Origin of the sequence: Yoonia sp. GPGPB17 (genome assembly GCF_037892195.1) — a bacterium.
Classification (GTDB): Bacteria; Pseudomonadota; Alphaproteobacteria; order Rhodobacterales; family Rhodobacteraceae; genus Yoonia.
Genome location: NZ_JATACI010000002.1, coordinates 866,547 through 882,149 on the forward strand (window position 1 = coordinate 866,547; position 15,603 = coordinate 882,149).

General features: G+C 54.8%; 13 protein-coding genes and 1 pseudogene. 9 read left to right on the plus strand and 5 right to left on the minus strand.

Annotation, left to right across the window (positions count from 1 at the left end; genetic code table 11):
• Nucleotides 1-47: 47 nt before the first annotated feature.
• Nucleotides 48-605 (plus strand): lipid-binding SYLF domain-containing protein, encoded by a 558-nt coding sequence (locus QTO30_RS04710; protein WP_340422833.1) that lies wholly within the window; start codon nt 48-50, stop codon nt 603-605.
• Here QTO30_RS04710 and QTO30_RS04715 read toward each other — a convergent pair.
• Entirely contained in the window at nt 602-3,013 is a 2,412-nt protein-coding gene (locus QTO30_RS04715; protein WP_340422835.1) for a GcvT family protein, read from the minus strand. The genes QTO30_RS04710 and QTO30_RS04715 overlap by 4 nt on opposite strands.
• 147 nt (nt 3,014-3,160) lie before the next feature.
• Here QTO30_RS04715 and QTO30_RS04720 point away from each other — a divergent pair, with 147 nt between their 5' ends.
• Entirely contained in the window at nt 3,161-5,569 is a 2,409-nt protein-coding gene (locus QTO30_RS04720) for a GcvT family protein (RefSeq protein ID WP_340422837.1), read from the plus strand.
• Entirely contained in the window at nt 5,566-6,156 is a 591-nt protein-coding gene (locus tag QTO30_RS04725; RefSeq protein WP_340422839.1) for a nucleotidyltransferase family protein, read from the plus strand. The genes QTO30_RS04720 and QTO30_RS04725 overlap by 4 nt, the downstream gene beginning before the upstream one ends.
• Here QTO30_RS04725 and QTO30_RS04730 read toward each other — a convergent pair.
• Nucleotides 6,146-6,940: a Hint domain-containing protein gene (locus tag QTO30_RS04730; protein ID WP_340422840.1), complete on the minus strand. Its 795-nt coding sequence runs from the start codon at nt 6,938-6,940 to the stop codon at nt 6,146-6,148. The genes QTO30_RS04725 and QTO30_RS04730 overlap by 11 nt on opposite strands.
• An 835-nt stretch (nt 6,941-7,775) precedes the next feature.
• Between QTO30_RS04730 and QTO30_RS04735 the strand changes: the two genes are divergently transcribed.
• From QTO30_RS04735 to QTO30_RS04745, 3 genes are all read left to right on the plus strand, one after another.
• The gene (locus QTO30_RS04735; protein WP_340422842.1) at nt 7,776-8,093 is read left to right on the plus strand and encodes a hypothetical protein; all 318 of its coding nucleotides are present in this window, start codon (nt 7,776-7,778) and stop codon (nt 8,091-8,093) included.
• Nucleotides 8,094-8,401: 308 nt separating this feature from the next.
• The gene (locus QTO30_RS04740; RefSeq protein WP_340422844.1) at nt 8,402-8,692 is read left to right on the plus strand and encodes a hypothetical protein; all 291 of its coding nucleotides are present in this window, start codon (nt 8,402-8,404) and stop codon (nt 8,690-8,692) included.
• Nucleotides 8,693-9,417: 725 nt separating this feature from the next.
• Complete coding sequence (locus QTO30_RS04745; RefSeq protein WP_340422846.1) at nt 9,418-9,762, plus strand: DUF3768 domain-containing protein; 345 nt, start codon at nt 9,418-9,420, stop codon at nt 9,760-9,762.
• Between the two features lie 281 nt (nt 9,763-10,043).
• On the opposite strand, the gene QTO30_RS04750 is transcribed toward QTO30_RS04745, so the two are convergent.
• The gene (locus tag QTO30_RS04750) at nt 10,044-10,388 is read right to left on the minus strand and encodes a hypothetical protein (protein WP_340422847.1); all 345 of its coding nucleotides are present in this window, start codon (nt 10,386-10,388) and stop codon (nt 10,044-10,046) included.
• A gap of 218 nt (nt 10,389-10,606) precedes the next feature.
• Nucleotides 10,607-11,814, minus strand: a protein-coding gene (locus QTO30_RS04755; protein ID WP_340422136.1) for an IS3 family transposase whose coding sequence is annotated in 2 segments (ribosomal slippage) — nt 10,607-11,490 and nt 11,490-11,814 — 1,209 coding nt in all. Because the reading frame shifts where the segments join, the coding sequence is not laid out codon by codon here.
• Nucleotides 11,815-12,249: 435 nt separating this feature from the next.
• Between QTO30_RS04755 and QTO30_RS04760 the strand changes: the two are divergent.
• The 3 genes and pseudogenes from QTO30_RS04760 (at nt 12,250) to QTO30_RS04770 (ending at nt 15,016) form a co-directional block, all read left to right on the plus strand.
• A pseudogene (locus tag QTO30_RS04760) lies at nt 12,250-13,447 on the plus strand (IS256 family transposase).
• 693 nt (nt 13,448-14,140) lie between these two features.
• A complete protein-coding gene (locus tag QTO30_RS04765; protein WP_340422848.1) occupies nt 14,141-14,536 on the plus strand; it encodes a hypothetical protein in 396 nt (131 codons plus the stop codon).
• A gap of 3 nt (nt 14,537-14,539) precedes the next feature.
• Nucleotides 14,540-15,016: a hypothetical protein gene (locus tag QTO30_RS04770; RefSeq protein WP_340422850.1), complete on the plus strand. Its 477-nt coding sequence runs from the start codon at nt 14,540-14,542 to the stop codon at nt 15,014-15,016.
• A 260-nt stretch (nt 15,017-15,276) separates the two neighbouring features.
• On the opposite strand, the gene QTO30_RS22035 is transcribed toward QTO30_RS04770, so the two are convergent.
• Nucleotides 15,277-15,453 carry a helix-turn-helix transcriptional regulator gene (locus QTO30_RS22035; RefSeq protein WP_445327129.1) on the minus strand — a complete coding sequence of 59 codons (177 nt, stop codon included), beginning with the start codon at nt 15,451-15,453 and terminating at the stop codon, nt 15,277-15,279.
• Between the last annotated feature and the right edge of the window lie 150 nt (nt 15,454-15,603).

Here is a 15,603-nt window from a genome sequence, read left to right on the forward strand (position 1 = left end):
TAAGAGGCGAAAAACGTCCTCATCACAGGCAAATAGGCGGATCTATTATGAAAAATCTATCAAGGCGCAGTTTTGCGCTGGGTACATTGGCAGCATCCACGCTGGCGGCATGCAGCAACGGCATTGGCAGCCCAGGTGCTGCGACAATCGACGCGCGTGTCGACAGCACTTTGCAAGGGCTCTTCAATCAGTATCCCGCAACCCGTGATCTTTCGGCGAAAGCTGCAGGTACCTTGGTGATGCCTTTGGTGACTGAAGTGGGTCTTGGGTTTGGCGGCTCATTTGGCCGAGGCGCATTGCGCGTGGGGTCATCAACGGTTGACTACTATTCCGCAACATCCGGCAGTGCCGGTTTGCAGATTGGCGCACAGCAGTTCAGCCACGTGTTGTTCTTCATGACCCCGGAAGCATTGCTGGAATTCCGCCGCGGCCCCGGTTGGGCGGCTGGCGCAGACATTGAATATGCGTTCCGCGATCAAAGCGAGATGTTGCGGGCAGAAACGACGACGTCGCTCGCGCCGGTCATCGCTGTTGTCTTCGCTCAGACGGGTTTGCGCCTTGGCGCAACATTGGAAGGCACCAAGTATACGCGTATTATTCCTTAAGCGCGCAATCTCTCTCCGGCGGGGTCAAATGGTGGCTCCGCCAGAACAACACCGCGATGCGGCTTGCCGAGGATCATGACATCGACAGCCGTGCCGGGTGCTGTATCTTTGAGATACCCAAGCGCGAGGGACTTCTCGACACTATAGCCATAGGTCCCTGAGGTAACGCGCCCGACAGGTGTGCCGTCGGGTAAGAAGATGGGTTCGCCGCCTGTGGCGTCCGCGTTGGTCACATCCTGTACCTCGATCAGCGACAGCAATTCGCGTGGTGCACTATCTTTGACCTTCAAATAACTGTCTTTGTTTAGGAAATCCTTTTCCAACCTGATTAGGCGATCCAAACCAACCTCTTGTGGCCAATACTCGGGCGAGTATTCACGGCTCCAACTGCCATAGCCTTTCTCGATGCGCAAAGACATCAGTGCGCGTGATCCGACCGGGCCCGCTCCGACCTCTTTTGCGGCTACAAGCAAGGCCTCATAAAGCGCCTGTTGATCGGCCTCGGCACAATGCAGTTCCCACCCCAGGTCACCCGTGAACGACACCCGCAAGGCGATGACGTCGACACCTGCAACGGTGATCCTTTTCGACCGCATGAATGCAAATGCCTCGGTACTCAGATCCGCGTTGGTCAATCGCGACAACAAAGCGCGCGATTGTGGACCTGCGACGTTGAAACCACACATCCTGTCCGTCAGGCTCTCAAAGGTAGTGCCCTCTGGCAGAGGCACCTCTTTCCAGAACCGCTGGTGATAACGTTCTGCCGCACCACCACCGATGATCCAGAATTCATCCTCGGCAAGGCGTGTGACAGTGAAATCGCCTGCGATGCCGCCGTTCACGCCGATCAGTGGCGTCAAACAGGACCGTCCCACGGCTTTTGGCATGTTGTTGGCAAAGACCGCGTTGAGCCAATCTGCGGCGCCCACACCTTTTACGGCGTATTTGGCAAAGTTGGAGATATCTATGATCCCCGCCGTATCACGCAGCATCCGTGCCTCGCGCCCGACCGGTTCAAACCAGTTCTGCCGGGTAAATCCGTTGGTGTCCGCCACACCCGGCGTCTCGGCAAACCAAGCCGCATGTTCCCAGCCATAGTTTAAGCCAAAGACTGCGCCCATATCCTTTTGCATCTCATAAATGGGTCGCGTGCGCACCGGCCGCCCAGCCTCGCGCTCTTCGTTGGGAAAATGGATTGCAAAGCGCTTTGCGTACTGGTCCCCGACACGCGCCTTGGTGAATTTCGCGTCCGCCCATGGGCCAAATCGCGCCACGTCCCATGCGAACATGTCATAGTCGCTTTCACCATTGATGATCCACTGTGCGGCCATCAGGCCCATACCGCCAGATTGGCTGAAACCCGGAATGATGCCATTGCAACAGAAGTAGTTGCGCAGGTCAGGATGTGGACCATAGAGGACAGAGCTGTCGGGCGACCAGATCATCGGGCCATTGATGACCCGTTTGATCCCGGCGGCACCCACGGCTGGCACACGGTCAATCGCGCGCATCATATTGTCTTCAATGCGTTCCAGATCATCGGCAAAGAGTTCATGGCCAAAGCCTTGCGGGGTGCCATCCTCGGCCCAGAACCGGACATCTTTTTCATAAGCGCCAACCAAGAGGCCTTGCCCCTCTTGGCGCAGGTAGTATTCACCATCGCGGTCCGCGACGGATGGTAATCGGCAGTCCATTGCGGCGATCTCGGCAATGGTTTCGGTCACAAAATACTGGTGCTCGGTCGGTAAGAGCGGCAGTTCAATCCCAGCGAGTTTGGCCACTTCGCGACCCCAAAGACCAGCGGCATTGATGACCCATTCAGTCCTGATATTGCCCTTTGGTGTCTCAACAATCCAAGACCCGTCGGGTTGCGGCACTGTGGCGGTGACAGGCGTAAAGCGGTATATCTTGGCCCCTCTCTGCCGCGCACCAATCGCATAAGCGTTTGTCACGCCCGAAGGATCAACGTTCCCGCCATCGGGCTCGTACATGATGCAGCGGATGCCATCATAATCGACCAGTGGGTGCAGACGTTCCGCCTCGGCCCGGTCCACCTCGTGGAAGTTCATCCCATAAAACTTGGCTTTTGCGGCCTGTAACCTAAGCTGATGCTCGCGCTCTTCTGTCTGCGCCAGATAGAGCGAACCGGGTTGGAACACACCGCAGGACTGTCCTGTTTCCTCTTCCAGCGCATTATAGAGGTTCATCGTATAATGCTGGATACGGCTGATATTGGTGCTGTCGTGCAATCCGTGGATGTTCGCCGCCGCGTGCCACGTCGACCCGGACGTCAGCTCATCACGTTCCAGCAGCACCACATCGGTCCACCCCAGTTTTGCCAGATGGTAGAGGATGGAACAGCCAATCACGCCGCCTCCGATCACGACGGCTTGGGCATGGGTGCGCATCTGGAAACCTTTCGTTTGATGACATCTTCACCGTCTGCAATGGTGTGCCTCAGCGATAGCCACTCACCGACATGCGGTGTCGCTTTTTGAACCGACTGGCCGTTTTTCGACGCCATATTAGCGATGATCCAGACAGGAGTGCACAACATGAAAACCACCACCCAGGCCCTGATCATCGGTGGCGGCGTCGTCGGCGCATCAGTGCTCTATCACCTGACGAAATTGGGTTGGACCGATGTGATGCTGGTAGAGCGGTCAGAACTGACATCGGGGTCGACATGGCACGCGGCAGGTGGGTTTCATACGCTGAATGGCGATACGAATATGGCTGCGTTGCAGGGCTATACGATCAAGCTTTATCGCGAGTTGGAAGAGATCACGGGCATGTCTTGTGGGCTGCATCATGTGGGTGGGGTGACCTTGGCGGATAATCAAGACCGCTTTGATATGCTGGTCGCGGAACGCGCCAAGCACCGCTACATGGGGCTGGAGACTGAGGTTGTTGGCCCGGCAGAGATCGCCAAGATTGCGCCTATCACAAACCTCGATGGTATTGTCGGCGGACTTTACGATCCGCTCGACGGGCATCTTGATCCGTCGGGAACCACCCATGCCTATGCCAAGGCCGCGCGGATGGGCGGTGCCACAATCGAGCTGCATACCAAGGTGATCGCAACCAACCAGCGCGCAGATGGGACGTGGGATGTGGTGACCGACAAAGGCACCATTCATGCCGAACATGTGGTCAATGCCGCGGGTCTTTGGGCGCGCGAAGTCGCGGCGATGGCAGGCACTTATGTGCCGCTGCATCCGATGGAGCATCAATACATTGTCACGGACGACCTGCCCGAGATTTACGAGCGCGATGCAGAACATCCGCATGTGATGGATCCTGCTGGCGAAAGCTATTTGCGGCAAGAGGGGCGCGGGCTATGCATCGGATTTTACGAGCAGACTTGCGAGCCTTGGGCGGTGGATGGCACGCCGTGGGATTTCGGACATGAACTTCTGCCCGACAACCTTGATAAGATCGCCGACTCGATTGATTTTGCGTACAAGCGGTTCCCGGTATTGGAACGCGCAGGTGTCAAATCCGTGATCCACGGCCCCTTCACCTTTGCCCCTGACGGCAACCCACTGGTGGGCCCTGTTCCCGGCTTGCGCAATTACTGGTCAGCATGCGGTGTGATGGCCGGGTTCAGCCAAGGGGGCGGTGTCGGCCTGATGCTGGCGCAATGGATGGTTGAAGGCGAATGCGAACGTGATGTGACCGCGATGGACGTCGGCCGCTATGGCAAGTGGATCACACCCGGATACACGCGGCCCAAAGTGATTGAAAACTACCAGCGGCGTTTCTCGGTCAGCTACCCCAACGAGGAACTGCCCGCCGCCCGCCCCCATCGCACAACGCCGATGTATGATATCTTCAGCGATCTGGGTGCCGTTTGGGGGCATCAGTACGGGCTGGAAGTGGCAAACTATTTCGCGCAAGACAGTGAACCGGATTATGAAACGCCAACCTTCCGCCGCTCTGACGCATTCAATGCAACCGCACGCGAGGTCAAAGCCGTGCGCGGCGGTGTCGGCATCAACGAGGTGCAGAACTTTGGCAAATACCGGGTCTGGGGGCCGGATGCACAGCCCTGGCTCGACAAGATCATGGCCGGTCGGCTGCCCCAGCCGGGGCGGGTGTCGCTGTCGCCCATGCTATCGCCGAAGGGGCGCCTGATAGGTGATTTTACAATCTCTTGTATTGCCCCTGAAGACTACCGACTGACCGCCTCCTACGGTGCGCAGGCTATCCACCAACGCTGGTTCGAGCGGAACATGGATAGTCATGTATACTTCCGCAATATCTCAGACCAGTCGACCGGCTTCCAGATTGCCGGGCCAAAGTCGCGCGATTTGCTGTCCCGTTGCACGCGTGACGACATTGCTGCAATGACGTTTTTGGACGTCGCAGAAATGACGGTCGGTCAGGTGTCCTGCCTGGTTCAGCGTGTCAGTTACACGGGCGATCTTGGGTACGAGATTTATTGCGACCCGATGGACCAGCGTCAGCTGTGGTGGACGCTGTGGCAGGCTGGTCAGCCGTTGGGCATCACGCCCTTTGGCATGCGCGCGATGATGTCGCTGCGGCTGGACCGCTTCTTTGGGTCTTGGCTGTCTGAGTTTTCGCCTGACTATACGGCCGCCGAAACCGGTATGGACCGTTTCATCAGCTTCAAAAAGAATGTCGATTTCATCGGTCGGGCTGCGGCTGAAATAGAGCGTGCCAATCCCCCCGCGCGCATATCCGTCGCTTTCGAAGTGGATGCAGATGATGCCGATGTGGTTGCCTATGAGCCGGTGTTTATCGATGGTAAGGTACAGGGGTTTTGCACCTCTGGCGGCTATTCACATTACGCAGGTAAGTCCATCGCTTTGGCTCTTGTACCACGTGCGTTAGCACGCGATGATCTGGAGGTTGAGATCGAGATTATGGGACAATTGTGCCGCGCCAAGCGGATCACAACGCCGCTATTTGATCCCGACGGCACGGTCATGCGCGGATGATCCCGATCCTGATTTTGGCCGCAGGGCAATCCGCACGGATGAAGGGCCGCGACAAGCTGCTTGAGGATGTGGGTGGTATGCCTTTGCTGCGCAAACAGGTTCTGACGGCGCAAGAAACCGGGCATCCGATTTTTGTTGCTCTGCCATCTGCAGCGGATGAGAGGCAAAGGGCAATTGCCGATCTTGAGGCGTCAATCATCACAATCCCCGATGCGACAGAGGGTATGTCAGCCACTATGCGCGGCGCCGTGGCGGCATTGCCACAGGCGCCTGCGTTCATGATCACACTTGGCGATCTTATTTCCTTGGAAACATCTGACTTTCTGGCCGTGATCAACGCCCGCGCCGCGCATTCAGATCACTTGATCTGGCGTGGAGCAACAGCAGACGGCAAGCCGGGGCATCCAATTCTGTTTGACGCGTCTTTGCGGGCGTCTTTCGCCAACCTGTCAGGCGACCGTGGCGGCGAAAGCATCGTGAGACCACTAAGGAGCGAAACCTATCTGGTGGCATTGCCCGACCAGCGCGCGCGGTTCGACCTCGACACCCCCGAGGATTGGGCTGCTTGGCGGGCGTCTAACCGTTAAAAAGCAGTTTGGATTCGCGCCTGCTAAGCGTGCGGCGCGCAGCACCATAGGCGGCAATGCCTTCGGCTGTTTCAAGCTCTGGGAACAACGCAAAGAGTTCTTCGCGTTGCTCGGCATCAAATCCCTTGAGTGTAAAATCGGCAGGCTGAAAGCTCTCACTCCAGGTGCCGTCAGACAAGACAATCTCGTGATTTTGGCACATGATATGGATGTAGGTGACATAGGGCTGATCCGTCACCTCCACCCCGTCCATCGCCAACATATGCCGCGCTGCGACCAGAATTTCCGACTGACCAAAATAGAGCTCAGCCTGATGTGATACAATCAGCATGCGGTGACTGGGTGATACCAGCATATCCCGCTCGGGCATGTTGTTGCCAAGGGCCCCCGCAGAGATCTTTATTGGCCGCAGCTGTGGCGCGGCTTTGAGTTCTGCGAAATCAAGCCGTTTGATGCCCACCCAGCTGAGGGTCTGAATACCGTTGTCGCGCGTCAGGATACGATCACCGGCTTTCAGGTTTTCGACAGGCATCTCGCCATTTGGTGTCGCGATTGCGGTGCCGGGCGTAAAGCATGGCACGACGCGGTCAATCTCAGCGAATGTGATGGTATTGCCGTTGGTAAAGGTCACAATCCCGGCGTCAGGGTCGGCGGCATCGAACGTGATGAAGTCCACGTCAGCCTCAATCAGGTTCAGGATATCAAGCGCGGTATTGTCGCCAAAACGGCCCGCGAGGCTGTTGCCAGCGTCGTTCGCCCTTTTTTGTAGGAATTCCTGAGGCATACTAACTACTCTACCTTTTCCGCACCACGATCTATTAGACCGTCGTTTCGTCACTTATACGCCAGACCCGTTAACGGACCTTAAGCAGTCAACCAATTGCTTTTGGTCCCTTTTGTCTGACATACCGCGCCTTGTCATGAGGAGCGGCAGTCGCTGTTTGGGCGTCTGCCTGTCAACAGATCATGGATATTGCAAGTACAATCCAACACCAGCTTACCTAAAGGATGGTATGGCGCCTGATTTGGCGACAAAGACGGCCAAATTGCGCTCATTTTGTAGCAAAGCGAAACATGTCTACCAAAAGTGGTCATGCCGCAAATGGCTCGCCTGAAAGTATTCTGATGCACCTCGGCGGACCAACCTAGAACCAAGCCTAATTGACTCCTGTCTTTTGGAAATCGAAAACTGGGCCGAGATTATCGCGGCTGATGAAGCAGTTTCAGAACAGCTTGCTCTGCTGTCGGATCAACGCTCCAAAGCGAGTCTAAGAGGGTCGCGCCCATCGGTGCATTGCCCGATAAGAAACGCTGTGAAGCCCCGTTATCTTTGCGGCTTTCACCTCATGAACACCAGCAACTTGTTGCACAGACCGGATCAATGCCGCTTGGGTCGTATATTAAGTCCGTGGTTTTTGCAGAGGCGGCTCCCACATACCGCAAACGGAAAAACCACCTGTTTCAGAGCAACAGCTTCTAGCGGAACTGCTCCCGCGGTTTGGACGGTCGTGCACGGCCAACAACCTCGATCAGATCGCCAAGCATCTCACATCAAGGACACTGATCATCATTGAAGAGTTGGAAGCCGATCTTAAGAAACTATTGCCGAGGTCGCTTGGATGCGTGTGACGTCGATGAATGACCTCAAGGTGGTCTTCATAATCCTCGTTGCCTCGCAAAGATCGGGCGCAATAGCGTTGGCAGACCACCCGATGAATCAGGTTGAGAACGATCATGGGACCGTTGCTGCGATTGACGGCTTCATGGCTGATGATCTGCATGGTGCTATGGCCGAAGCCCATGCCATTTCTAAAGCGACCCGTTGCCAGAAGTTCCTCTTCTCTGTGTCATTGAACCCGCCGGAGGATGCCAATGTCACAGATGAGGGCTTTGGTCATGCTGCGGATCGCGTGGCGAAAACACTTGGCCTTTCCTAAAAGTCGAGACTTGAGACTCATCGGTGGTGCTAAGATACACCAAAAAAAGAACATCAATACAACCCACAACCTATAGATGCATTACTCAATAGGAGAGTGGGATTGATGTCGGTCAAGGGGTTTTCAAGTGGAGCAATACAACCCAGCACCGGAACTTGAAGAATAGCGCATGAACACCTTTGTGTCCGCTCCTGTTGGGTCGGACACCTGATGGCTATCAATGCTTCATTCTGTCAGCCAGTTGTTGCTGCGGCGCGCCCATGGGCCAAATACGACAAACCGATGAGCATTAGAATGAGAATAGCGATATGAATAATGAACAGGATAACAAGCGATTCATCGATACCTTCGAAGATAGTTTATCCAATATTGAAAGACGCTTTAAGCGCACTCGTAAAGGCGCACATGTTCAACTGGGTGTAACGTTTATTGCAATCGGTATAATCTTGGCTTTTGTTGTTCCTATCTTCATACCAGACAGCTGGGGGTTAACTCGAAGGACAACGGAAGCCAGCGTAGATCGGCTATTCTTTTTCGTTGGGATGTGCGTCTCCGCGATGGGTGCCTACGTAATTTGGGAAATCCGCAACCTAAAATAGGTTAGAGTCAAACGATTGTCAGCTTATGCTGGTCGTAATTTGGCAATATGCTGTTCAAGATACTGAAGTACGAAGTCGTTAGTGATGGTGATGGTTACGTCAATAGGTGGCAAGCACTGCAGTACCAAAGTCGCCTGCGCTTTGATCCGGTTGGGGGATAGGATATTACTTCTTTAGACAATAGCAGCCACAGTGTCGTGGGCCGACGCATAGGTATAGGCGGCTTAGGACACGTTTTCACGAATGCTTACCGCTGCTATGGTCTCCCTATGATTGGCACTGCCAGATTTTTCTTGCTCATCACCGCAGCACTGTTGATTTTTCCAGTCTGCGTTACCAGCAACCCCGCCACCAGCGGATCAACGGCAGACGCTGCAGTACTGACAGAGCAGGCGCAGCACGTCATGCTCACCAGATTCTGAATGCGGCGACAATTGCTATGTCCATTATCGTCCATACAAAGAACCCTTTGGTGGCATGGATCGTCCGACTGTTCGGGTAGGTGATTTGCCCGACGAGGCGACGGCGCTGGCTGTGCGCTGGCCTAGCATGAAACGGTTGCTACCGAAACAACCGCCGATCTGGCAGCCAGAGCCGCGCAATATGAGCTACTTCGAGGCTCTTTCACTGGTCGCACAACTTCGCTCCTGATCCTGTCCAGCAGCTCCGCTGTTGGCTGGCGTCGCCGAATTCTCGGCAGCGCCTTCAGCAAAGGAGTTCTTCACATGCACAAAGACAGTCACAAGATACGCGCCCTAAATGATCGGTTTCGGCGTGGAGATCAAAGCGTTCCCGGTATTATCGTCGCCACACGCGGCATCCATGATCTGATTGGTGACGATGATCGAGAGGCAGTTCGACTGTTCCAACAAGTACGTGCCTTCAACAAATTCACTGCAGACAACGATCCCCATGGCGAACATGACTTTGGGTCGTTCACCTTCGACAAGGAAACCTGCTGCTGGAAAATCGATGTTTATGACCCGTCACTTGAGATCGCGCCGCTTGATCCAACCGACCCCTCTCTATCGAAGCGTGTTCTCACAATCATGCTGGCGTCGGAATACTGACCACACATTCAAGCAGTTTGTGCTAGTCGCATACAATTACCCCGCCAGATTGGCGGAATTCGTATTCTATTTTCGAGAAATCGCGGTAAGCTAATTTTCAAGCAAAGTTCAATTTCTCTTCCTTGTTCGCTGTACAAGCCACCTTTGGTTCGAAAGCCCGGATGACGTACGCTCCCTGAGAAGGTTCTAGCCAAAGCGGACGACCTTCATTGAAAAGACAAACCTGTTCAACTTGGTAAGTTGAAGCAAACATGTCTCTACATCCGTGATAGCTCGTAACATCAATCACGCGCACCAGAGAGATCATGGTTTTCCAGCAGAGGCGATTTTTCTCTAGGGTCGCATCCGATCCCGCCGACTTCAGTCGGCATCCTATTGGTTACTTCAAATGGAACAGGAAGACGGTAACTAAAGCTAGGAAAGCTAATAGGAATTGTTTCTTCCTCCGAAAATGCGATGTCTTCAATTGCTCGCCGATAGTTGGTGCTGCTGCTAGCTGTCACGATCTCCGTAACGTCAATACCATAGTGATCAGCTAAACGTTCTGCAATTGGAGATCGCGCCTGATAATACAACAGCGCAAAGTATCGGCCATCATTGGTGGCGTCGGGAAGGTCAGTGCCCAAACTTACGATATCAGAGCCGTTTGGCGGTAAGCTTACATCTACGGTAGAACCAAAGTCCCCAAGCGATGCACGTTTAGGACAGTAGATCAAATCGTCTAATGTAGCCGTCACTCGAACAGTGTAATCGGTGGGGTTGTGAATTCTGACAACGTAGTCAATCCTACCGTCGTTGTAGACTTCTTGAACCTCTCTGATCCAGCCCCTGTTTCACCGGACACCTAAGCGGTTTCGGTCTTGGCCCTGATGAACTCGCGAGGCGATTTCCATTTCAGGCCGCTGTGTGGGTGGTTTTCGTTATAGTCTTCGATCCAGTCTCCTATCAATGACAGCACGGTTTCGGCGTTTGGCAATGGTTTCACGCGGACGTAGTCGCGTTTGAGCGTCTTCACAAAAGCCTCCGACATGCCGTTGGATTGCGGGCTTTTCACCGGCGTGAAGCAGGACTTCAGGCCCAGTTGTTGCGCAAAGATGCGTGTGTCCCTCGCAGTGTAGGCGCTGCCGTTGTCGGAGAGAACCTCGACTTGTTCCGACGCACGGTGGGTGCCGAACCTGCTCTCCACAGCTTCCAGCAGCATGTCGCGCACATCCGACCCGCCGATCCCGGCATTCGCCACGGCCCGCCATGAGATGATCTCGCGGTCATGGGCATCGATGAGGAACGCCAAGCGGATCACGTCGCCGTTCCAGCAAGCGAACTCCAGGCCATCGCTGCACCAACGCAGGTTTGAGCGCATCATGATGACTTTGCCATCGTGGTTTCGCTCGGGTCGATCAAAGCCGGATCGCTGGAGCAGCAAGTTGTTGCGCTCCATGATGCGATACACGCGCTTATGGTTAACAGCCGGTAAACCCTGCGTGCGCAGCTCTCGGTTCAGCAGTGCTGTAATCCGTCGATAGCCATAGGTCGGGCGCTTCGCCACAAGCGCCTGGATGCGTGGCAGGACCGCCGCGTCTTGGGCTTTATGATAGCCCCGACGCGGCTTTGCGCTCCCGCTCACACGGTCGTGCAGGTTGGAACGAGAGACCCCCAAAACATCAGCGACGGTCTTCATGGCAAATCGTCCCGTTTCAACGACTGCGCAAGCAAGGTCGGTTTTTTTGCCCGTGACTTGTCGAGGGCCTCTTTCAGAATCTCGACTTCCATCGTCTTGCGCCCGAGCTGGCGTTCGAGTTCCCGGATGCGGGTTTCCATCTCTCGCGCGGTCTTGTTGCCGGTGACGCTGTCATCTTCTGCCACGGCGATGCTTCCCCCTTCGAGCATGAGCTTGCGCCAACGATACAGAAGATTCGGGGCCACGCCATTGCGACGCGCAACGGCGGAAATGCTCTCACCCTCATACATGGTCTCTTCCACGATCCGCAGCTTATCCGCCGCAGACCAACGACGGCGGCGGCCACCGTCGGTAATGATTTCAATCTCAGACATGAGCATGTGCTTAAGGCTATCCTTAAGCCTCCTTGGTCAGGCCAAGATGTCCGGTCGAAATGGGGGCCAGTTCACTCTCCATATTCGACTGCTGTCGAAAACGTCGCGATTAGTTGTAGAGCTCTGTCGGTATCTGCGTCGATTCTCGCCTGACGAGCATGTTGTCTTGCTTGAAAGTACTGAGTGAAGCCAAAGATCACCGAAAAAATTGCAACAACAAACACCCCTATTTCTAGGTGATCCCGTATGATCTTCAAACGTTGATCATATAAACTGACGGGGGATTGCCTCACCATCGTCGAGTCATTTTCCGGGTTAGTGTCCGAGCACGTGGTGTAATTTCTATGCCGTCAACGGTGTAAACCCAGGTGGCCACCGAGGTGTATGGTCGGGCGGAGTTTCGCGACTTCAACCACGGACCACACGGAGACCCCGATGACCAAAACCAACATGGACTTATCAGAGCTTCTGGCCAAGCAGGACGGCGGCGACTTTCTTCGCAGCGTTGCCGAGGCCGTTCTTCAGCTCATCATGGAGGCCGATGTCGAAGGCCTGATCGGTGCAGGCAAGCACGAACGTAGCAATGACCGCGCCACGTGGCGGAACGGGTATCGAGCGCGCTCTCGATACCCGTTTGGGCACTTTGAACCTCAAGGTCCCGAAGCTCCGCCAAGGCAGCTACTTTCCCGGCTTCTTGGAACCCCGAAAGACATCCGAGAAAGCCCTGGTGGCTGTGATCCAGGAGGCTTGGATTGGCGGTGTGTCCACCCGCCGCGTCGATGAATTAGCCCAAGCCATGGGCCTGAGCGGCATCTCCAAGAGCACCGTGTCCAAGCTTTGCAAAGACATTGACGAGAGGGTGAATGAGTTCCTGACCCGCCCGCTCAACGGGGAATGGCCCTATGTCTGGCTCGACGCCACATACCTGAAGGTGCGCCAGGGCGGGCGGATCGTCAGCGTTGCCGCCATAATCGCCGTTGCAGCAAACACCGATGGCCGCCGGGAGATCATCGGCCTAGGTCTTGGCCCCTCAGAGGCAGAAACGTTCTGGATGGACTTCCTGCGCGGCCTCAAGGCCCGTGGGCTTGATGGGACCAAACTGGTGATCAGCGATGCCCACAGTGGCTTACGCGCCGCCATCGAGCGCGTCTTCGAGGCGACGTGGCAACGCTGCCGGGTTCACTGGATGCGTAACGCCCTGGCGCATGTGTCACGCGGCCAGCACACCGTTGTCGCCGCCGCGATCAGGCAAGCCTTCGACCAGCCCGACCGAGCATCCGCTGGAGAGACCTGGCGCAAGGTGGCCGATCAGCTCCGGCCTCGGTGGCCAAAGTTGGCAGAGTTGATGGACAGCAGCGAACACGACGTGCTGGCCTACATGGCCTTCCCGCGCCAACATCGCACGAAGCTGCACTCGACCAATCCCATTGAGCGCCTGAACAAAGAGGTGAAACGGCGCGCGGATGTCGTCGGTATCTTTCCAAACGAGGCATCCATCACCCGCCTCATCGGCGCAGTGCTATTTGAGCAGAACGACGAATGGCAGACCGCAAGCCGCTACATGATGGTCGAGGCATTCGCCCAGATCGACAACGAGGAGACAGACCCAATTCTCAGCATCAAAGCCGCCTGATCATGCGCTCAGGCCACCAGGCAAATTACACCACCTTGACGGACGTGACCTTTTCCGGCTGTTGTGGACGCCTGTTGGTTTCGTCGCCATTTTTAGCATCATTTGGTAGATCGGTAGGATTACTGGTTGTCATTCTGCCATGCCCTTAGTTTGAGTATCAGCGTGTATATCCGCCATTACTGTGACCGAACTTCACTGGCGTAGTTGTATCTCGCGGTCTTGTCTGGCCAAAGGACTGCCGTTGTTCAACTTGATTGCCTATCCGACGTAGTGATTGGCACAACTGCAATGTAAGCCCACTTTTTCCGCATCTATGGTAGGCAACCACGCAAGAGCTAAAGTCCTCCCACCACAGACCAAATCATACAACACAATCAATAGGCATTTCAACATGACCCACCTCGCCTCTTGATTGCGCCAGCAGTTTCCGTCCATGATCCCTCATCACTTGATTCATTGATGAGTAGGAATTTGTGATGGCAGAGCGATTTCGTTCGTATGACACGGCGCGCATAATCTTTTCTATATTGGAATTTGTGTCGTGGGCCGTCGTTATACTTGGTGCGATTTTGATCCTCGTCGGGCTTGCCAGCTCCGCGCAGGTGCAGTCTCAGTTTGGATACCAGCCGGGAATACTCGCGCGCTTTGGAACATCTGTTCTTGGGCTTGCTATCATGTTCCAAGGATTGATTGGTGCCGCCGTTGTACAGAATTTTCGCGCCGTCGTTGATACCGCTGAATATAGCCAGCAAATCCTCAAAATCTCACGCGATCATCTGGCGGTATCCCGCCAAGGTTTCAGTTGAGGTTCAGTTTAATCATGAAGAGATTCAAATTCTCAGACAGCGCGATTTGCTCAACGCCAAGCTGGCGGATCGGCGTCCGGCCAATGCCAAAGTTGATGCCCGCGACGATAAGTTCGAGTTACGCGTCTCGGACATCGTCAACGGCAAGCGCGATGTGTTCCTGACGGAAAATCCGTCAGCGGCTAAAATCTATGAAGAACAATTGCTCGGCACGCTGCACCAGCTCAAACTTTGGATTGAAGACAATGCGGAGATGGGCAGCCGCACCGTGATTGAGTTCTAAGGCATGCGCAATTTCGGTGTCCTCTATATCAATCTGATTGTCATCGCGCTCATCTTGTTTTTGGCCGCGATTGTCACACCAGTGATCTTGGTAGGTGCCCCTGCCTATGTGGCGTTTCAGCTTTGGCGGGATAGCCCTGCGCGATTGGAACGGCTTGCCAAAGAGGAAACCGAACAACTTTATCGTCATGCGCTGCGTGGCCGCATTGAACTCAGCGAGGCGGACATTGATAGCGCGCTGTCTGCCCATTGGCCGCAAAGCACGCCCGCCGCGCTACGCATCCAATTGCTTAACGTTGGACGGGCGATCTTTGCGGATGAAGGCCTCAGCCCAGACATCCCACCGCCGCCGCTCCTCTGCAATACCGTTGAGGGCGGGCGATACCGCGATGCACTGGCTCGCGCTGGACAAGCTCGCCATGATCGGGTGATGCAGCTCTCGGCCTTAGACCGCATTTCTCAGTCGCTTTACCTTCTTTAGCCCTGCGTCATCCTCATGGATATGACTGATAAAGATGTTTTGTGTCTTAGTCATTTGCTATCCTTCAACAAAAAAGACAACACCAGCGCCAAAGCACCTAATGTGTCCTCCCGTTATGTTTCTTTTTTGTTCTTCTGGTAATACCACTATAAATTGAATTCTGTCAAATCAGTTGAGTGTCACCGTGCTTCGCTATCAATATATTGACGGCCCAAGTGTGCACCTCGGGCCGTCTTGCTCCAAAGGAGCATTTGCGAAAACTATCGTTGATCAATCCGTTCTTGAAGCCAGTCCAGAACCTCACTCTTGAGCCATCCGACTCGGTTCGGGCCGAGAGGTACCCGCTTTGGGAATAGTCCTGCCTTCTCCAGTCTGGCGATATGCTGCGGCGAATAAAGCACGTATGACTTCAAGTCCTTCTTCGATAGAATGCTCATCACAATGTTCCTTTCAATGATGAAGGAGCATTGCAATGCCCCGAGGGTTGTGCCCTAGGGTTCCAACGTACTACCAAAGTTGTTCTTCGTTTTACACCATAAGTTTGCCCCAGGGCGGCTGGAAAGTCTCAAAGCGACACATAGCAAAAC